At 33.5% G+C, this 20,648-nt stretch carries 16 protein-coding genes; 11 read left to right on the top strand and 5 right to left on the bottom strand.

Annotation, left to right across the window (positions count from 1 at the left end; translation table 11 throughout):
• Positions 1-75 precede the first annotated feature (75 nt).
• The 3 genes from QLS97_RS15470 to QLS97_RS15460 all read right to left on the bottom strand — a co-directional run bounded on the left by QLS97_RS15470 (position 76) and on the right by QLS97_RS15460 (position 2,401).
• A complete protein-coding gene (locus tag QLS97_RS15470) occupies positions 76-945 on the bottom strand; it encodes a nucleoside phosphorylase (RefSeq protein ID WP_282717908.1) in 870 nt (289 codons plus the stop codon).
• Between the two features lie 71 nt (positions 946-1,016).
• On the bottom strand, positions 1,017-1,346 hold the full coding sequence (locus QLS97_RS15465) for a translation initiation factor (protein WP_282717906.1): 330 nt from the start codon (positions 1,344-1,346) through the stop codon (positions 1,017-1,019).
• A gap of 104 nt (positions 1,347-1,450) precedes the next feature.
• Positions 1,451-2,401, bottom strand: coding sequence for an isopenicillin N synthase family dioxygenase (locus tag QLS97_RS15460; protein WP_282717905.1), 951 nt, complete (start codon positions 2,399-2,401; stop codon positions 1,451-1,453).
• 172 nt (positions 2,402-2,573) lie between these two features.
• Between QLS97_RS15460 and QLS97_RS15455 the strand changes: the two genes are divergently transcribed.
• Complete coding sequence (locus tag QLS97_RS15455; protein ID WP_282717903.1) at positions 2,574-4,550, top strand: alpha-ketoacid dehydrogenase subunit alpha/beta; 1,977 nt, start codon at positions 2,574-2,576, stop codon at positions 4,548-4,550.
• Positions 4,551-4,763: 213 nt separating this feature from the next.
• Here the strand turns inward: QLS97_RS15455 and QLS97_RS15450 are convergent, their stop codons facing one another.
• Entirely contained in the window at positions 4,764-5,657 is an 894-nt protein-coding gene (locus tag QLS97_RS15450; protein ID WP_282717901.1) for a LysR family transcriptional regulator, read from the bottom strand.
• A 96-nt stretch (positions 5,658-5,753) separates the two neighbouring features.
• On the opposite strand from QLS97_RS15450, the gene QLS97_RS15445 reads away from it, so the two are divergent.
• Together QLS97_RS15445 and QLS97_RS15440 are read left to right on the top strand one after the other, a co-directional pair.
• Positions 5,754-6,347 carry an NAD(P)H-dependent oxidoreductase gene (locus QLS97_RS15445; RefSeq protein ID WP_282717899.1) on the top strand — a complete coding sequence of 198 codons (594 nt, stop codon included), beginning with the start codon at positions 5,754-5,756 and terminating at the stop codon, positions 6,345-6,347.
• Positions 6,348-6,349: 2 nt separating this feature from the next.
• Complete coding sequence (locus QLS97_RS15440) at positions 6,350-6,640, top strand: putative quinol monooxygenase (RefSeq protein ID WP_282717897.1); 291 nt, start codon at positions 6,350-6,352, stop codon at positions 6,638-6,640.
• 74 nt (positions 6,641-6,714) lie between these two features.
• On the opposite strand, the gene QLS97_RS15435 is transcribed toward QLS97_RS15440, so the two are convergent.
• Positions 6,715-8,259 carry a hypothetical protein gene (locus QLS97_RS15435; protein ID WP_282717895.1) on the bottom strand — a complete coding sequence of 515 codons (1,545 nt, stop codon included), beginning with the start codon at positions 8,257-8,259 and terminating at the stop codon, positions 6,715-6,717.
• Positions 8,260-8,413: 154 nt separating this feature from the next.
• Between QLS97_RS15435 and QLS97_RS15430 the strand changes: the two genes are divergently transcribed.
• The 8 genes from QLS97_RS15430 (at position 8,414) to QLS97_RS15395 (ending at position 20,476) form a co-directional block, all read left to right on the top strand.
• On the top strand, positions 8,414-9,589 hold the full coding sequence (locus QLS97_RS15430) for a 2-isopropylmalate synthase (protein WP_099716341.1): 1,176 nt from the start codon (positions 8,414-8,416) through the stop codon (positions 9,587-9,589).
• Positions 9,590-9,627: 38 nt separating this feature from the next.
• Positions 9,628-10,743, top strand: coding sequence for a 3-isopropylmalate dehydrogenase (gene leuB / locus QLS97_RS15425; RefSeq protein WP_282717893.1), 1,116 nt, complete (start codon positions 9,628-9,630; stop codon positions 10,741-10,743).
• A gap of 273 nt (positions 10,744-11,016) precedes the next feature.
• Positions 11,017-12,690 (top strand): dihydroxy-acid dehydratase, encoded by a 1,674-nt coding sequence (gene ilvD / locus QLS97_RS15420; protein WP_282717891.1) that lies wholly within the window; start codon positions 11,017-11,019, stop codon positions 12,688-12,690.
• Positions 12,691-12,770: 80 nt separating this feature from the next.
• Complete coding sequence (gene ilvB, locus QLS97_RS15415; RefSeq protein ID WP_282717889.1) at positions 12,771-14,465, top strand: biosynthetic-type acetolactate synthase large subunit; 1,695 nt, start codon at positions 12,771-12,773, stop codon at positions 14,463-14,465.
• Between the two features lie 4 nt (positions 14,466-14,469).
• Positions 14,470-15,003 (top strand): acetolactate synthase small subunit, encoded by a 534-nt coding sequence (gene ilvN / locus QLS97_RS15410; protein ID WP_131916615.1) that lies wholly within the window; start codon positions 14,470-14,472, stop codon positions 15,001-15,003.
• Positions 15,004-15,052: 49 nt separating this feature from the next.
• Entirely contained in the window at positions 15,053-16,522 is a 1,470-nt protein-coding gene (gene ilvC, locus QLS97_RS15405) for a ketol-acid reductoisomerase (RefSeq protein WP_282717887.1), read from the top strand.
• Positions 16,523-17,065: 543 nt separating this feature from the next.
• Positions 17,066-18,973 (top strand): acetate--CoA ligase, encoded by a 1,908-nt coding sequence (gene acs, locus QLS97_RS15400; RefSeq protein ID WP_282717886.1) that lies wholly within the window; start codon positions 17,066-17,068, stop codon positions 18,971-18,973.
• A 228-nt stretch (positions 18,974-19,201) separates the two neighbouring features.
• Positions 19,202-20,476 (top strand): mechanosensitive ion channel family protein, encoded by a 1,275-nt coding sequence (locus QLS97_RS15395; RefSeq protein WP_282717885.1) that lies wholly within the window; start codon positions 19,202-19,204, stop codon positions 20,474-20,476.
• Positions 20,477-20,648: the final 172 nt, after the last annotated feature.

The following is a 20,648-nucleotide window of genomic DNA, read 5'->3' as shown; positions in this document are numbered from 1 at the left end:
CAAATGTAGTTTTAAAAAAATTAAAGAGCACTTTTTTAAAACTACAAATGGGTAAGATTTTGAAAATTAATTTCGCTATCCTAAAGCTATTTTTTCTAAAGTATACGCAATCAATTCATCAACGGCTTTGTACGGATCTTCGCTAAATGTTCCCGAAGCACGATTGGCAATAATAGCGTTTAATGACAAAGCATTATGTCCTAAAAGAGCTGAAAGTCCATAAATTGCTGCCGTTTCCATTTCTAAGTTGGTAATTTGGTTGTCACCAAATTTAAAATTATCCATTTTAGAATTTAGCGCTTCATCTTGAATATTCAAACGCAAAACGCGACCTTGAGGACCATAAAAACCACCGGCAGTTGCGGTAATTCCTTTATGCATTTTATTGCTTTCTATAATTTTCTCCAGTTTTTCGGAACAAGCAATTACATACGGTTTCCCTTTTCGTAAATCCCAATTGGTGTGTTTTACAAAAGCATCTTCCATTTCAAGATTCGAAACTTCGTCAATTAAATAGGAGCGAAGCATGTTATCCAGTCCTAATCCAAATTTTGACATCACAAAACTATCCACAGGAATATCGGCTTGTAAAGAACCCGAAGTTCCAATACGGATGATGTTCAATGAAGTCAAATTTTCTTTTGGCTGACGGGTTTTCAAATCAATATTGACCAAAGCATCCAGTTCGTTGATGACAATATCAATGTTGTCAGGACCAATTCCTGTAGACATTACTGTAATTCGCTTGCCTTTAAAAATCCCGGTTTGGGTTTTGAATTCTCTTTTTTGAGTCGAAAATTCAATACTGTCAAAAAATTGAGTGATTTTCTCCACGCGATTTTGATCTCCTACAAAGATGATATCGTGTGCAATATGTTCTGGTTTTAAATTCAAATGGTAAACGCTACCGTCTGGATTTAATATTAATTCTGATGATTGTATCATTATTTTTTTGTTTAATGTTTAAGGTTTCAAGTTGCTCAACTGAATACTAATAACTGAACACTAAATACTTTTTAACCTCCAACACGTTTTACTTTAAATCCTTTTTCTTTTAAAACAGTCATTATTTTATCACGATAATCACCCTGAATGATAATGGAATCATCTTTGAAAGTTCCTCCAACACTCAATTTGGTTTTGATTTCTTTGGCCAGGATTTTAAAATCCTCGTCAGTACCTTCATACCCTTCAATTATGGTAGTCGCTTTTCCTTTACGTTTTTCGAATTTGCAAATCATAGGTTCTTTTTGAACGTATAATTCGTGAGCCACTTCTTCAATTGGATCTTCAGGAGATGGTTCGTGATCTGGAAAAAGATTTTTTAATTGGTCTTGTAAGTCCATAACTTTATATATTTTGAACGCAGATAATGCTGATTTAAATTGGTAAAAAACAAAAGACATTAAGCATAAACTTAATGTCTTTTAGTATTTGACGTAAATTAAGTTTATTTTTTAATAAGCCCTAAATCTACTAAACGCTCATATAAATAGGCTCCTGCGGTAATATCTTCGAATTTTTTTGGATGTTCTGCATCAATACAGTTTTCCAAACAATCCAATTTCATATCACTCACCGGATGCATAAAAAACGGAATAGAATAACGTGAAGTTCCCCATAATTCTCTTGGTGGGTTTACCACTTGATGAATGGTTGATTTCAATTTGTTATTAGTATGACGCGATAACATATCACCCACATTGATAACTAATTCATCCGATTCAGCAATAGCATCAATCCATTCTCCGTTGTGATTTTGTACTTGTAACCCTTTTCCTTGCGCACCCATCAACAAAGTAATTAAGTTGATATCACCATGAGCAGCAGCACGAATTGCATTTGCTGGTTCAGACGTGATTGGTGGGTAATGAATAGGTCTTAAGATTGAATTCCCGTCTTTGGCATATTGGTCAAAATAAAATTCATCCAAACCAAGGTGTAAAGCCAAAGCTCTCAAAACATAAACTCCTGTTTTTTCCAGCATTTGGTAGGCTTCTTTACCTACAATATTAAAACGGGGAAGTTCTTTAACTTCAACATTTTCTGGGTATTCCGAAGCGTATTTTGAATCTTCAGACACATATTGTCCAAAGTGCCAAAACTCCTTCAAATCACCTTCTTTTCTGCCTTTGGCATGCTCTGTTCCAAAAGAAACATACCCTCTTTGTCCGCCAATTCCAGGGATTTCATAACTGTGTTTTGTTTCTAAAGGTAAAGCGAAAAAATTTCTGATTTCACCATACAATTCATCAACCAACTGGTCGTTTAAAAAATGCCCTTTGAGTGCTACGAAGCCAATATCTTCAAATGCACTTCCGATTTCATTTACAAATTTTTGTTTACGTTTCGGGTCGTCCGAAAGGAAATCACGCAAGTCAACACTAGGAATGTTTTGCATACTTTTAAATATTTTTTAATAACTTGTAAGGCTAAAAACCTTGCAGATACAAATGTAAAGAATAATTTTATATCTGAATTTTAAAACTTATAAACAATATAAAAAAATATAACAAAATAACACTAAACTGTTATATTTTTTTATCTTTGAACCATACAATAAAACCGAAAAAATGATCTTCGACAGAAAAAATCTTACAGACAACCAATTATTAGATTTATATAAAAGAATACTGAAACCAAGACTAATTGAGGAGAAAATGTTGATTCTTATTCGTCAGGGAAAGGTATCTAAATGGTTTTCTGGAATTGGTCAAGAGGCTATTTCTGTTGGAGTCACAGCAGTTTTAGATTCAGATGAATACATTTTGCCAATGCATAGAAATCTTGGCGTTTTCACCGGAAGAGATATTCCTTTGTACCGTCTTTTTTCACAATGGCAGGGCAAAGCCAATGGTTTTACTAAAGGTCGTGATCGCAGTTTTCACTTTGGAACACAACAATACAAGATTATTGGAATGATTTCGCATTTAGGTCCGCAATTAGGTGTGGCTGACGGAATTGCTTTGGCCAATAAACTCAAGAAAAACGGAAAAGTTACGGCAGTTTTTACCGGCGAAGGAGCAACAAGTGAAGGAGATTTTCATGAAGCGTTGAATATTGCTTCGGTTTGGGAATTACCGGTTCTATTTGTGATAGAGAATAACGGTTATGGCCTTTCGACCCCTACGAATGAACAATACCGTTGCGAAAATCTGGCCGATAAAGGGAAAGGCTACGGAATGGAAAGTCATATTGTTGATGGAAATAATATCCTTGAAGTTTTTAATTTGTTATCCGAATTAAAGGCTTCGATGAAAGTAAATCCACGTCCAGTATTATTGGAATTCAAAACCTTCAGAATGCGCGGGCATGAAGAGGCGAGTGGCACCAAATACGTTCCGCAAGAGTTAATGGATATGTGGGCGATTAAAGATCCCGTTAAAAATTACTTCAACTATTTGACCGAAAACGGAATTCTTACAGTAGATTTTGATGCGGCTTTGCATACCGAAATAAAGAAGGAAATTGATGAAAGTCTGGCAATTGCCAATGCGGAACCGGAGATTGAAGCTTCATTAAGTGAAGAACTAAATGATGTTTATAAGCCATATGTATTTGAGCAAGTTAATCCTTCAGAGGAAAAAGAAAATATTCGTTTTATAGATGCCATTTCTAGCAGTTTGAGACAATCAATGGAACGTCATGAAAACTCAGTAATCATGGGTCAGGATATTGCTGAATATGGTGGTGCTTTTAAAATTACCGATGGTTTTGTAGCGCAGTTTGGCAAAGAGCGTGTTATCAATACGCCAATTTGTGAAAGTGCAGTGGTTTCAGCAGGAATGGGATTGTCGATTAATGGATATAAAGCGATTGTGGAAATGCAGTTTGCCGATTTTGTTTCGACAGGTTTCAACCCAATTGTAAATTTATTAGCCAAATCACATTATCGTTGGTTAGAAAAAGCCGATGTTGTGGTCCGAATGCCTTGCGGTGGAGGAACACAAGCAGGACCTTTTCATTCGCAAACCAATGAAGCTTGGTTTACCAAAACGCCAGGTTTAAAAGTAGTTTATCCGGCATTTCCGTATGATGTCAAAGGATTGTTGAATACTTCCATAAACGACCCGAATCCGGTATTGTTTTTTGAGCACAAGCAATTGTACAGAAGCGTTTACCAAGAGGTCCCAAAAGATTATTATACCATTCCATTAGGAAAAGCGGCTTTGTTGAAAGAAGGGAATGATGTTACTATCATTTCGTTTGGAGCAGCGGTGCATTGGGCTTTGGATACTTTAGCAAAAAATCCTGAAATTTCGGCGGATTTATTGGATTTAAGAACCTTACAGCCTTTGGATACCGAAGCTATTTTTGCTTCTGTAAAGAAAACGGGAAGAGTGATTATTTATCAAGAAGACAGTATGTTTGGTGGAATTGCCAGCGATATTTCGGCAATGATAATGGAAAATTGTTTCAAATACCTTGATGCGCCGGTAAAACGCGTAGCAAGTTTAGACTCGCCAATTCCGTTTACAAAAGCTTTGGAAGATCAATATTTGCCGAAAGGCAGATTCGAAAATGATCTGAAAGAAATCTTGGCATACTAATATTGAAATTATAATTAGGTTATTTTTAGTGTTTTAATTCTAAAAATAACCTAATATCCAATAGATTATTATAAATAGTATAATTGTTCCAAAACAGCCGCCACCTAATTTTTTGGCGCCGTAACCTGCTAGTATTGTTTTAAAAAATCCATTCATAATTTTAATTTTTTAAGTATTCTTTAAAAGTAATGAATATTTTTTAAACGGAGTATTTTAGTTTAATTCCAGAAATATTGTCTTAATCAACGCAATTTCTTCCTGATACATTGTTTTTTTTCTGGTGGCGAAATAGAGCGTCTTTTTTAGTGGAGTTTTTCCTTCCCAAATCATTTTAATCGAGCCATTATCAATTTCTTTTCGACAAAGAAAATCAGGAACTACAGCCAATCCCTTGCCACTGCTCAAACAACGAATTATTGAATTTAGATTTGGAACAATATAATTAGGTCTGAAATCAGGGTGTTTATTGAAATTTAATTGCCAAAAACGACGTAAATGTTCCATGTCTCCGGTAGTTCCATACCATTTTTGTTGTTTTAACCAAAGTTCGATTTCTTGAACACTTTCCTTTTTTTCTATCAAATTGAATTCCAAATCGTCAATTTCGTTTCCGCCAACAAGCACAATTGTTTCTGAAGAAAATGCCTGATATTCAATGGCATTTTTAATTACCATTTGTGGTGTGATGATTAAATCAAGAATTCCTTTTTCTAAACTCTCGACCATTTCGGGATATTCACCAAATTGAATGATAACATTAAATGGCAAGGTCGAAATATATTGTTGCAGTGTAATTTGGAAAGTTTCAAAACACATCCCCACACTTATGGTTGGTGTGTTTTTCTCGGTGCTTTGCTGAAAGTTTTTCTCGGCTTCTTCCAGTTTAGTCAATGCTTCAATGATGAAATTGTAGAGCACTTTTCCTTTTTCGGTGGGAACCATTTTCCGACCTGTTCGGTCAAATAATTTATAGCCCACATAATTTTCCAAGGAACTCAAATGCAGACTCACACCAGGTTGGGAAATAAATAATACTTCAGCCGCACTAGTTAATGTTCCAGTTTTGTAAACCGCTTTAAACGTGCGATACCATTCTAAGTTTATCATAACTATTATAATTATGATACAAAGGTATGAATTAAGTTATTTTAATAATAGGTTTTCTCGTTCTAACTTTGCATCATCAAATTAAAAACACAAATCATGACAAAAATATTTATAATCAATGGCGGACAAAAGTTTGGCCATTCTGGAGGACGGTTTAATGAAACTATTTCGAATGAAACCTTGAATTTTTTCAAAAATAATACAGCTTTTGAAATAAAAACAACAAATATCAATGACGATTACAGTCCTGTTTCTGAAGTTGAAAAGTTTGTTTGGGCTGATGTAATCATCTATCACACACCAATATGGTGGTTTCAGTTGCCACACGGTTTTAAAAAATACATTGATGTGGTTTTCACCGAAGGTCACGCCAAAGGAATTTACAAAAGTGACGGGCGTTCATCTGAAAATCCAACGGTTAATTATGGAACAGGAGGAATGCTTCACGGCAAAAAATATATGGTAACCACCTCTTGGAATGCACCAAAAGAAGCTTTTACCTTACCGGGAGAATTTTTCAATCAGCACAGTGTGGATGAAGGACCGTTATTTGGTTTTCACCGAATGAACGCTTTTACAGGCATGAAACCGTTACAAAGTATTCATTTTCATGATATTGAAAAAAATGCTGATGTTGTAAATGATATTAAATTGTATCAAAACCATTTAACACAACTATTCTTAAATTAATTATGCCAATATATCTAACAGTTATTCTAAAAAGTAAACCGGAAAGTGTGGAGACATTGAAATCTCTTTTACTGGATTTGGTTCAAAATTCAACTAAAGAAGCGGCTTGTTTGCAGTACGATTTGCATCAAAGTCTTGAAGAATCAACGATTTTTATTTTTCATGAAGTTTGGGAAAATGAAGCGGGATTAAAGCTTCATAATGAGCAGTCGTATCTTATTTCTTTTTTCGAAAATGCTAAACTATTGTTTCAAGAAGCGCCAATTGTTTACAAAACGGATAAATTAGCGTAATTATTGGTGGCGATTCTTCGATATTATAAGTTAACAAAAAGGAGGCTAAAAACCTCCTTTTGTCATATAAACTTTTATCGATTAATCAATTTGGCTTTTTCTTTAATAATATCACTTATTTTTCGGTTTTCAATTTTGCTTTCGAGCCAAGAAATAATATCAAGATAAAGGAAAGCTCTTTTTTCGTAGGTGTTTTTCTCCAATTCAATAAATCGCGCTCTCATTTTTACAAATTCTTTTTTGATATCTGTTGGATAAATGGAGTTTAAATTTTTCAAAAACTTAATGATTTCTTTTTGCACTTCATGTAAATCATTCATTTTGATTAGGAATTTATAGGTGTTTTTTAACTGATTTTCTAAATAATAATCTTTTCCTAATTCATAATGAGCAATCAAACAGAGTATTCTGGCAAAACACATTAAATCTTCTCGCATCGAAAGATTTTTGTTGTTTATGATTTTCTCTAAATAAAAGATACATTCCGCATATTTTTCGTTCCCAAAATAAATTGACGCAAATTTATAATAGAACAACATTTCGTGATGTTCATCAAGATGGTCCGTGTGAATTTTTAATTTATTTAATACTTCGGGAATTAAATATTCGCTTTCGGCAAACGTTCCTTCCAGAATATGGTAATTCAATTTATTATTATAGACATATAAGAATGATAATGACGCGATATTATCATTCACTGGGAAATGAGAATCTTTTATGGTATCTTCCAGCAACTCTAAATATTTTTTGAATTTTGATTTATACTTCAACATGTATAAAGATTCCAATAAATAATGGTTTCCTTTTAAGAAAAATACAGGATTCAAATGAATCATACTTGGGTTATCATAAAAAAGTGTCACCCATTTTAAAGCGTATTTATAACAAGAAAGAAAATCCTGTACTAAGAAACTTCTCCAGAGATACGCATTATAAAACCAATATTTTTCTCTAAAACCGAATTTTTTATCATCAAATTTAGAAATGTGTTTGTTGAAATAGTCGTCTATATATTTATATTCTTCGTCACTTTTTACATAACCGGTTTTAAGCATAATACCGTACAATTGCAACGATAAATTAGACAATTTACTGGAAATAGTATTGCGGTAATTTAATTCTTTGGCCTGAATAACCAATTCATCAGCGCGTCCTTGAATACTTCGTGTTATGTATTGTGATTCAATAAGTTTTTCGAATTCTACAATTTCATAAGCCATCAGTTTTTCATCATTCTCTAAAGCTAAAATTTTTGTTTTATCCAAAATTTTTAAACTCTGCTTGTATAGCCCTTTATTGTACAATATGGCAGCAAAATCAATTTGTTCTCTTAGCTGATACCGAATGTTTTGGCTGGGAATATTCAATCGGATGCTCACTAAAATTTGCTTATACAAATATGATTTAAGATTCGATAATTGCACTTTTTTAATGATACCGCTTTTTAGAATGAGTTTCTCATCATAGACTTCTGATTTGTCTAAAATATTGAATAATTCGATGAATTTTGTATTGGAACTGGTTTCCAATCGGCTTGCGAAAATCTTGAATTGTCTTTTTTCAGATTTTGAAAGTGATTTTATTAATACAAATAAGAAATCTTTTTGATGGTTAGCCATTGTAAAATATAGTAGCTTAATATGTTGTTTTTCAATTGATTACAAAGTTATTGATTGCTTTATAAGCAGTATATTTCATTAAATTGAGTTTTATATTAAAGTAATGAAAGATATTTTTGTTATCAAGTTGTGAAATTACATTAAATAAATGAAAATGAATAGAGAGAAAGTTCAAATTTTTGATACCACTTTAAGAGATGGCGAACAGGTCCCAGGATGTAAATTAGATACCAATCAAAAACTCGTTATAGCAAATCGACTGGACGAAATGGGTGTTGACATTATAGAAGCTGGTTTTCCTGTTTCTAGTCCAGGTGATTTTTTATCTGTTTCAGAAATAAGTAAGGTGGTAAAAAATGCAGTTGTCTGCGGATTAACAAGAGCGGTTAAAAATGATATTGATGTTGCTGCAGAAGCTTTAAAACATGCAAAAAGACCTCGTATACATACTGGAATTGGAACTTCTGATTCGCACATAATACACAAGCTAAACACAACCAGAGAAGATATTATTGCCCGAGCAAAATTTGCCGTTTCACATGCTAAATCGTATGTTGAAGATGTAGAATTTTATGCTGAAGACGCAGGTAGAACTGATAATGAATTTTTGGCTCGAGTCTGTGAAGAAGTAATAAAATCAGGTGCTACCGTACTTAATATTCCAGATACAACAGGTTATTGCTTACCAGAAGAATATGGTGCAAAAATCAAGTATTTAAAAGAAAACGTCAAAGGGATTGAAAACGTAATCTTGTCTTGTCATTGTCACAATGATTTAGGAATGGCTACAGCTAATTCAATTGCAGGAGCTGTAAATGGAGCGAGACAAATAGAATGTACCATAAACGGAATAGGCGAAAGAGCTGGAAATACTGCTCTTGAAGAAGTGGTGATGATTTTCAAACAACATCCTTATTTGAATTTAGATACCAATATCAATACACGTCAGCTGAATGAAATGAGCCGATTGGTTTCTGAAAGTATGGGAATGATGGTGCAACCCAATAAAGCGATTGTTGGTGCTAATGCTTTTGCACACAGCTCCGGAATTCATCAAGATGGTGTGATAAAAAATAGAGCGACTTATGAAATCATGGATCCTTTAGAAGTAGGTGTAAATGAATCATCTATAGTTCTTACGGCCAGAAGCGGTAGAGCAGCATTGGCCTACAGAGCCAAAAAAGTTGGGTATGAACTTACAAAAGTGCAATTAGATGTTGTCTATGTTGAATTTTTAAAGTTTGCTGACATTAAAAAAGAAGTGTTGGATGATGATATTCATCAAATAATTGAAGCCTGTAAAATGAATAAGGAATTAATCCTTAACTAAAATATTTTGATTTCTAATAAAATCTAAATTCTACTATTATGAACTTAAAAATAGCAGTACTTTCAGGAGACGGAATAGGTCCGGAGGTAATCTTACAAGCAAAAAAAGCATTGTATGCAATTGGTGTTGTTTTTGATCATGAGTTTGTTTTTGAAGACGCGCTTATTGGTGCTATTGCTATTGAGAAAACAGGAAATCCTTTACCGGAGCAAACATTGAACCTTTGTTTGAATACTGATGCTATATTATTTGGAGCTGTTGATGATTCAAAATATGATACCCATTCAGATTCAAAATCACGCCCTATACAAGGATTATTAAAATTGAGACAAGCACTAGGATTGTATGCGAATATAAGACCTATAAAACCATACAATGACTTATTGGACTTATCTCCTTTAAAAAGAAAAATAATTGAAGGAGCTGATTTTATAATTTTCAGAGAAATTTCGGGAGGATCTTATTTCAGTGAAAAAAAGATCAACGAACAAGGTACTTTAGCATCTGATTTATGTGAATATTCAGAAGAAGAGATTATTCGAATCAGTCATTTGGCTTTTAGAACAGCTCAAAAAAGAAAGAAAAAAGTGACTCTGGTTGATAAAGCCAGTATCCTTGAAACATCAAGATTGTGGAGAAAAGTAGTAACTGAAATTGCAGAAGGATATCCTGATGTAACCTTAGATTTTCTTTTTGTTGATAATGCTGCGATGCAAATAATCATTAATCCAAAACAATTTGATGTCATTTTAACCGAAAACTTATTTGGTGATATTTTATCGGATGAAGCTAGTGTAATTACGGGTTCAATCGGATTATTGCCATCAGCATCTTTAGGAAATTCAAATGCACTTTTTGAGCCTATTCATGGTTCTTATCCAGAAGCTAAAAGAAAAAATATTGCTAATCCTATTGCTTCAATAGTATCTGCGGCGATGCTTTTGGAACATTTTGGTCTTCATATCGAATCGCAAAAAGTATACGAAGCAGTTCATAAAGCAATTGAATTAAATGTCGTCACTGCAGATTTAAATCCGTATTCAAAATTTGGAACAAATGAAGTGGGAGACTTTATCTCAAATTACATTTTAAGTAAAGACGACTTATATTTTAAAAGTGACAATGTCTACATAGGACAATCGACTATTGTTTAAAAAGCAATAATCAAAATGCATTTAATAATTGAAAATGCATATAATATTGAGGTTATATTTTTTTAGTACTATTTGTTTTTATACTTTTGAAGCAAATAAAAATAAAAAAATGCAAATCGTATCTATTATTTCTTCAATTATTAATGTCAATGTGATTATCACATGTGCAGAGGGAATGGTATAGATATAATTAAAAAAATATTTAAAACCTCCCAATTATTTTGGGAGGTTTTTTTTTGGAATAAATTTAAAAAATAGAGAAACAATCATATAATGGAATTAAATAAATACAGCAAAATAATTACGCAAGATGAAACACAACCAGCTTCTCAGGCCATGTTGTACGGAATTGGATTAACTGAAGAAGATCTTAAAAAAGCGCAAATAGGAATTGTGAGTATGGGTTACGATGGAAACCCTTGTAATATGCACTTAAACGATTTGGCTAAAGATATTAAGACTGGCGTCTGGGCAGTAGATTTAGTTGGTTTAATTTTTAATACTATTGGTGTCAGTGATGGAATTTCAAATGGTAATGATGGAATGCGTTTTTCTTTAGTTTCCCGTGATGTAATTGCAGATTCTATTGAAACGGTTATGGGAGCACAATGGTATGATGGAATGATTGCTGTTCCAGGTTGTGATAAAAATATGCCAGGAGCGCTAATGGCTATGGGTAGAGTAAATCGCCCTTCTATTATGGTTTATGGAGGATCTATTCACCCAGGAAAATGGAAAGGGGAAGATTTGAATATTGTTTCTGCTTTTGAAGCATTAGGAAAAAAATTCAACAACACTATTACACCTGAAGATTTTAAAGGTGTGATACAAAATGCTTGTCCGGGTGCAGGTGCTTGCGGTGGTATGTATACGGCTAACACGATGTCATCTGCGATTGAAGCTTTAGGGATGAGTTTACCGTACAGTTCTTCTAATCCTGCTTTGAGTCCAGAAAAAAAACAAGAATGTGCTGATGCTGGTAAAGCCATCAGAATATTATTGGAAAAAGATATTAAGCCTAGAGACATTATGACTCGTAAAGCATTCGAAAATGCGATTACAATCGTGGCTGTTTTAGGCGGTTCAACGAATGCGGTTATGCACTTAATTGCAATGGCACATTCAGTAGGTGTTGATCTTACATTAAAAGATTTCCAAGATATTAGTGATAAAACACCATTGCTTGCTGACTTGAAACCAAGCGGTAAATACTTAATGGAAGACCTGCATAATGTAGGTGGAGTTCCAGGAGTAATGAAATATTTATTGAAAGAAGGTTTTTTACATGGAGATTGTTTAACGGTAACGGGAAAAACAATTGCTGAAAACTTAGCTTCAGTTCCTGATTTGAATGATGGACAAGAAGTGATTCATGAAATCCAAAAGGCATTAAAAGCTACTGGAAATATTCAAATTTTATACGGAAACATAGCTTCAGAAGGTTGTGTGGCTAAAATTAGTGGTAAAGAAGGTGAGTTTTTTGAAGGTACAGCAGTAGTTTTTGAAAATGAACATGATGTAATTAAAGGAATTAGAGGAGGCGAAGTAAAACCAGGAAATGTGGTTATTATTCGGTATTGTGGTCCAAAAGGAGGTCCGGGAATGCCTGAAATGCTTAAACCAACATCTGCAATTATGGGAGCTGGCTTAGGAAGTACTGTCGCTTTAATTACAGACGGACGTTTTTCTGGAGGTTCTCACGGTTTCGTAGTCGGGCACGTTACTCCAGAAGCCTATGAAGGAGGAGGAATTGCTTTAATAGAAAACGGTGATGTGATTTCAATTGATGCTGTGAAAAACACTATCAATATGAAAATATCTGACGAAGAATTCGCAAAACGTAAAGCCAATTGGAAAAAACCAGAATCACCAATTAAACAAGGAGTGTTACTTAAATATATGCGTTCGGTCTCAAGTGCCTCTGAAGGATGTGTAACTGATAAATAATTTTCAAAAAAGAAGAGATAGAAACAAAACAAGATATTTTAAATAGATGTTTCTAATTCTAAAAAATAATAAACGTACCCATGGGAACAAATAAAATTTCCGGCGCCGAAGCCGTTATTAGATGCTTATTAGAAGAAGGAGTAGACTTGGTTTATGGTTATCCAGGAGGTGCCATAATGCCTGTTTATGACGAATTATATAAATTTCAAGATCAATTACAGCATGTTTTAGTGCGTCACGAACAAGGTGCTACTCATGCTGCACAAGGTTTTGCAAGAGCAACAGGAAAAGTGGGAGTTGCCATTGCAACTTCAGGTCCGGGAGCAACAAATTTAGTTACAGGAATTGCAGATGCGCAAATCGATTCGACTCCTATGGTTTGTATCACAGGTCAAGTAGGGAAACATTTACTGGGATCCGATGCTTTTCAAGAAACTGATATTATTGGAATTTCGACTCCGGTAACAAAATGGAATTACCAAATTACCGAAGCTTCAGAAATTCCTGAAATCATTGCAAAAGCATTTTATATTGCTAAATCTGGTCGTCCGGGTCCAGTATTAATTGATATTACAAAAAATGCTCAGTTTGACGAAATTGAATTCAGTTATAAAAAATGTACCAGTATTAGAAGTTACAATCCGAAACCAGTTTTAAATCCTGAAAAAGTTAAGGAAGCAGCTGAGTTAATTAATACTGCTAAAAAACCATTTATCATATTTGGTCAGGGAATAATTCTTAGTGAAGCGGAAGCCGAGTTAAAAGCTTTGGTTGAAAAATCAGGAATTCCGGCAGCTTGGACCATTTTAGGACTTTCGGCAATGCCTACAGATCATCCATTGAATGTAGGAATGGTGGGAATGCACGGAAATTACGGCCCTAATGTTTTGACGAATGAATGTGATGTTTTAATTGCGCTTGGAATGCGTTTTGACGATCGTGTTACAGGAAATTTAGCTACTTATGCGAAACAAGCCAAAGTAATTCATTTTGAAATTGATCCAGCTGAAGTAGATAAGAATGTAAAAACTACTGTAGCAGTTTTGGCCGACTTAAAAGAGTCTTTAACAGCTTTACTTCCTTTAATCGAAAACAACTCTCATGAAGCTTGGCACAATGAATTCAAAGAGAAATATGAAATAGAATTAGAAGCGGTAATCAATGACGAGTTAAAACCAAAGAGAGAAGGAATTTCTATGGGAGAAACGATTGAAATGATCAACAAGCATTCCAAAGGAGACGCCATTATGGTTTCGGATGTGGGACAACACCAAATGTTTGCTTGTCGTTATGCCAAATTCAATTCGACCAAAAGTAATGTGACTTCAGGTGGTTTAGGAACTATGGGATTTGCATTGCCTGCAGCAATTGGAGCCAAAATGGGAATGCCAGATCGTGAAGTAGTAGCCATTATTGGTGATGGAGGTTTTCAAATGACCATTCAGGAATTAGGAACTATTTTCCAAACCAAAGTTCCTGTGAAAATTGTGGTCTTGAACAATGAATTTTTAGGAATGGTTCGTCAATGGCAACAATTATTTTTTGACAAAAGATACGCTTCTACGGAAATGATCAATCCTAATTTTATAGCCATTGCTGAAGGCTATTATATCAAAGCAAAGAAAGTAACCAAAAGAGAAGATTTAGATGCTGCCGTTGCCGAAATGATGGCTTCAAAAGAATCCTATTTCCTTGAAGTTATGGTAGAAAAAGAAAATAACGTATTCCCAATGATTCCTACAGGAGCATCGGTTTCTGATATCCGATTAAGTTAATATTATGGAAAATAAAACATTCACCATTTCTGTTTATTCAGAAAACAACGTTGGCTTATTAAACAGAATATCTGGAATATTCTTGAAACGCCATATCAATATTTTGAGTTTAAATGTATCCGAATCTGAAATTGAAAATGTTTCCAGATTTATAATTGTGGTTAATACAACCGAAAAATGGGTACAAAATATAGTAGGACAAATCGAAAAACAAATTGAAGTCATCAAAGCATTTTATCATATTGATGAAGAAACTATTTTCTTGGAAAATGCATTATTCAAAATTGAGTCGAGCTTACTTTTTGATGAAAAACAAATTCAGAATATAATTAAAGAAAGCCACTCCGAAATAGTTACAGTTGCGAGAGACTTTTTTGTGATTTCAAAATCAGGACAACGTGCTGAAATAGAATCGTTGTACGAAAAATTAAAACCTTTTGGAATCATGCAATTTGTACGTTCCGGAAGAATATCAGTTTCCAAAGCAAAAATGGAGATTTCAACATTATTAGAAGAACTTAAACAGGAATCTGTTTAAGTTTTAAACCTATCAACTATTAAATTTTACAATCATTAAATAATAAAAAATGGCAAATTATTTCAATTCATTACCACTTAGATTACAATTAGAACAATTAGGCGTATGCGAATTCATGGATCAATCTGAATTTGTAGACGGAATAAAAGCTTTAGCAGGAAAAAAAGTAGTCATTGTAGGTTGTGGAGCACAAGGTTTAAACCAAGGTTTGAACATGAGAGATTCTGGTTTAGATATTTCTTATGCATTGCGCGCAGATGCAATTTCAGAAAAAAGAGCTTCGTTTAAAAATGCTTCTGATAATGGATTCAAAGTGGGAACGTATGAAGAATTAATCCCAACGGCTGATTTGGTTTGTAACCTTACACCAGACAAGCAACATACTGCTGTAGTTACAGCGATTATGCCTTTGATGAAAAACGGATCAACTTTAGCGTATTCTCACGGTTTTAATATTGTAGAGGAAGGAATGCAAATTCGTAAAGACATTACTGTAATAATGTGTGCGCCAAAATGTCCTGGATCTGAAGTACGTGAAGAATATAAAAGAGGTTTTGGTGTACCAACTTTAATTGCGGTTCACCCAGAAAATAATCCAAACGGAGAAGGTTTTGAACAAGCAAAAGCGTATGCAGTTGCTACTGGTGGTCACAAAGCTGGAGTATTGAACTCTTCATTTGTAGCCGAAGTAAAATCGGATTTAATGGGAGAACAAACCATTCTTTGTGGAATGTTACAAACAGGTTCTATTTTATGTTTTGATAAAATGGTTGAAAAAGGAATTGAACCTGCTTATGCTTCAAAATTAATTCAATACGGTTGGGAAACTGTAACTGAAGCTTTGAAACATGGCGGAATTACAAACATGATGGATCGTTTGTCAAATCCTGCAAAAATTGAAGCGTATGAATTGGCAGATGAATTAAAAGATATCATGCGTCCGTTATTTCAAAAACACATGGATGATATTATCTCTGGTGAATTTTCAAGAAATATGATGATTGACTGGGCTAATGATGATATTAATTTATTGACTTGGAGAGCTGCAACTGCAGAAACTAACTTCGAAAAAACAGCGCCAACAGCAGCACATATTTCAGAACAAGAGTATTTTGATAATGGTGTTTTGATGATTGCAATGGTAAAAGCTGGTGTAGAGTTGGCTTTTGAAACCATGACTCAAACAGGAATTATAGAAGAATCAGCATATTATGAGTCTTTACACGAATTGCCTTTGATTGCAAATACAGTAGCCAGAAAAAAATTATATGAAATGAACAGAATCATTTCGGATACAGCAGAATATGGTTGTTATTTATTTGACCATGCTTGTAAACCGTTATTGACTGATTTCATGAAAACTGTAGATACTAATGTAATAGGAAAATCTTTTTCAACTTCAAATGGAGTAGATAATGCGGTTCTTATTGCTGTAAACAAAAGTATTCGTCAGCATCCAATTGAAGAAGTGGGTGAGTGGTTGAGAGAATCGATGACTGCAATGAAAAAAATAGGATAATATAATAGATAATAAAATAGGAATTACCACATAAGAGGGTGTGTTGGGATTAGCACTATATCATTTGATTTCATAATATTTTGAATTAGTTAAAACTTATTAATAAAAGATAAATGGATATGGATGCTTGTACATTCACTTGACTTTAAACGAGCTTAAAGTTGAGTGAAGTAGTCCCTATTAAAAAGATTGGGAAGTAGTAAAAAAATATCTATGTTTATTTTTTAATTAATCATGTTGAAAAATTAGTAATAGAATTTCTTGATTTGAACGAAATAGTTTTGGTTGATTATTGTTCAAAAAATCATCGTTCATAGTACTAAAATAATTGTTGTTAAATTTTGTTGATACATAAGGTGAGGTGGATTTAAATCTATCTCGCCTTTTTGTGTTTTCCTTATTTTTCCAAAAACAGCAAAAATTAAACAAATTAGTATTAAAAGTGCTTTTTTATTTGCGAATCTATTTTTTTTAGCAAGTATTTATGATTTAAATAATTTTAAGAATAGCGAGAGATTTAATACTTTTATAAAAAATTATAACATGAGCTACTACAAAATTGAAAATTTAGAACAATATTTTAAACATTACAATAAATCAGTTCGTGAACCTAGAAAATTTTGGGGTAAAATAGCAGAGGAAAATTTCACTTGGTACCAACAATGGGATAAAGTTGTTGATTTTAATATGGCTGAAGCCGATATAAAATGGTTTACTGAAGCAAAAGTCAATATTGTTAAAAATTGTATAGATAGGCACCTTGCTAAAAGAGGAGAAAAAACAGCAATTATTTTTGAACCAAATGATCCTTCTGAATCGGCATTACACATCACATATAATCAATTGCACCAACGTGTTTGTAAAATGGCAAACGTATTGCGTGAGCAAGGCATAAAAAAAGGAGATAGAGTTTGTATTTATTTGCCAATGATTCCTGAATTAGCAGTTTCAGTATTAGCTTGTGCAAGGATTGGAGCGATACATTCTGTTGTTTTTGCTGGATTTTCGTCTACAGCTGTGGCCACTCGTATCAATGACAGTGAGTGTAAAATGGTTATCACATCTGATGGAGGTTATCGTGGTAATAAAACCATTGATTTAAAAGAAATCGTTGATGAAGCATTGGAAAAATGTAATTCTGTCGAAAAAGTTTTAGTTACCAAAAGAATTCATTCTGATATTAATATGAAAGAAGATCGTGACCAATGGTTGCAACCTCTTTTGGATCAAGCATCAGACAATAATGTTGCCGAAATAATGGATGCTGAGGATCCATTATTTATACTGTACACTTCAGGTTCAACAGGAAAACCAAAAGGAATGGTACATACTACAGCAGGGTATATGGTATATACTGCTTATACTTTTAAGAATGTTTTCAATTATGAAGAGAATGATGTTTTTTGGTGTACAGCCGATATTGGTTGGATTACCGGACATTCCTATATTCTTTATGGCCCATTATTGAACGGAGCAACAACAGTAATTTTTGAAGGAGTTCCTTCGTATCCTGATTTTAGTCGCTTTTGGGAAGTTATCGAAAAACACAAAGTAACACAGTTTTATACTGCACCAACTGCTATTCGTGCTTTGGCAAAAGAAAATATAGAATTTGTACAAAAATATCCATTGAAGTCGCTTAAAGTAATTGGATCTGTTGGGGAACCAATCAATGAAGAAGCTTGGCACTGGTACAATGATCACGTTGGGGATAAAAGATGTCCTGTTGTAGATACGTGGTGGCAAACAGAAACCGGCGGTATTATGATTTCGCCTTTGGCATTTGTTACACCAACAAAACCTACGTATGCTACTTTACCATTACCAGGAATCCAACCGGTTTTAATGGATGAAAAACGCAATGAAATAGAAGGAAATCAAGTAGATGGTAGTTTATGTATTAAATTCCCATGGCCAGGAATTGCCAGAACTATTTGGGGCGACCATCAACGCTATAAAGACACTTATTTCTCCGCTTTTCCAGGTAAATTTTTTACAGGTGATGGAGCTTTACGGGACGAAGTAGGGTATTATCGAATAACTGGTAGAGTAGATGATGTGGTGATTGTTTCAGGCCATAACCTGGGAACAGCCCCTATTGAAGATGCCATAAATGAACATCCAGCCGTTGCTGAATCAGCAATTGTAGGTTTCCCACATGACATAAAAGGAAATGCATTATATGGTTTTGTAATCCTTAAGGAGACAGGAGAAACCAGAAATAAAGAAAATTTAGCCAAAGAGATTAATCAACACATTTCAGATCATATTGGACCAATTGCTAAGTTAGATAAAATTCAGTTTGTTAGTGGTTTACCAAAAACCGGCTCCGGAAAAATCATGAGAAGAATTCTTCGCAAAATAGCAGAAGGAGATTATTCTAATTTTGGAGATATTTCAACCTTATTAAATCCAGAAATTGTTGAAGAAATAAAAGAAGGAAAATTATAACATCCTTTTTATAAAATGCACATTTTAATTCAAACCCCTTTCAAAATTTAAATTTCGAAAGGGGTTTTTAGTTTTAAAATCCTATACGTCAAGATGATAAAAGTAATTTAAAGCATATAAAAACAGATACCGATAAATAAACAAGATGTTAATGTAAACACAATTCGGGCGTAGTTTTTGACTCCCTAGAATAGGAAAGCTATATTTACAAATAAAGCTAAATTTCCTATGATTCAAATTGAAAAAAGATACAACATCGCGCTCTGGTTAGATAAATGGTTTATTGAAGATTTTGGTTTAGACCCAACGCTGGCTTTATATTTAAAACTTTTGACGCTTATTTTTGTATTATTTATTATAAGCTTTTTATCTTGGTATTTAACTAAAATTGTTATTGTTCGTTTTGTGCATAAAATTTTTTTAAAGACAAAAGTAGTTTGGGATGATGTCTTAATAGAAAAAAAAATTTTTGAAAAAATCGCCTATTTGGTGCCTGCTTTCATTATTGTTTTGGTTGCTCCATACATCTTTGGAGATTTCCCAACAGCAATTGAATATGTAATTATTCTATCAAATATCTTTATAATTATAGTAATAATCCGCTCTGCTATTATTTTATTATCAGTATTTGATGAAATTGTATCCAATACCTTAATTTTAAAAGATAAACCAATTTCCAGTTACATTCAGGTACTTAAAATTGTAGTCTATTTTATTGGAGGAATCCTGGTTTTATCTTTACTATTAGGTAAAAGTCCTTTCTATTTTCTAGGTGCCATGGGAGCCATGACGGCTATTTTGCTTTTAATTTTCAAAGATACTATTCTAGGGTTTGTTGCCAGTATCCAAATGTCCGTTTATGACATGGCTCGGGTAGGGGACTGGATTTCGATGCCAAAATATGATGCCGACGGAGATGTAATGTCGATCAATTTAAATACCGTAAAAGTTCAAAATTGGGATAAAACAATTACTACCATCCCTACTTACGCTTTTATTACAGACTCTTTCAAGAACTGGCGCGGGATGAGTGATTCTGGCGGGAGACGAATAAAAAGAGCTATTTATTTAAAAGTCAGTAGTTTTCAGTTTTGTGATGAAAAAATGCTCTCCCAATTCAAAAAATACAAACTCATTCAAGATTACATCACTACAAAAGAAAATGATGTTCAAAAATTTAATTCCGAAATAATTGATAATGAAATCGTATCCGTCAACATCCGAAGATTGACTAACATAGGCGTTTTTAGAATTTATGCCGAAAAATATATTACAGCGCATCCTGATATTAATAAAGACATGATAATAATGGTGCGCCAGTTAGAGGCAACCTCGAAAGGATTGCCATTAGAAATTTACTGCTTTAGCTCACAAAAAGAGTGGTTAAAATATGAGACAATTATATCCGATATATTTGATCATCTATTAACTATTACTTCTGAATTTGAACTGGAGGTTTTTGAAGAACCAACAGGAAACGACTTTCGAAATTTCAACAGGTAATTTCGATCTATACCGATTAAAGTAATTGATTAATTAATCGTGTCATTTTAGCCGCAAATTTCACTAATTAATTTGTGCTGATTTGTGGCTAATTTTTTTTAAAAGCACTTGCATTCTATAATTTTAGTATGATTTGTGGGCCATTATATAAAATTAAATAATTAGGCTTGTT

This window comes from Flavobacterium yafengii (genome assembly GCF_030010375.1).
Lineage (GTDB): Bacteria > Bacteroidota > Bacteroidia > Flavobacteriales > Flavobacteriaceae > Flavobacterium > Flavobacterium yafengii.
Note: the sequence above shows the minus strand (reverse complement) of the source record. Positions and strands in the feature narration are given on the sequence as shown.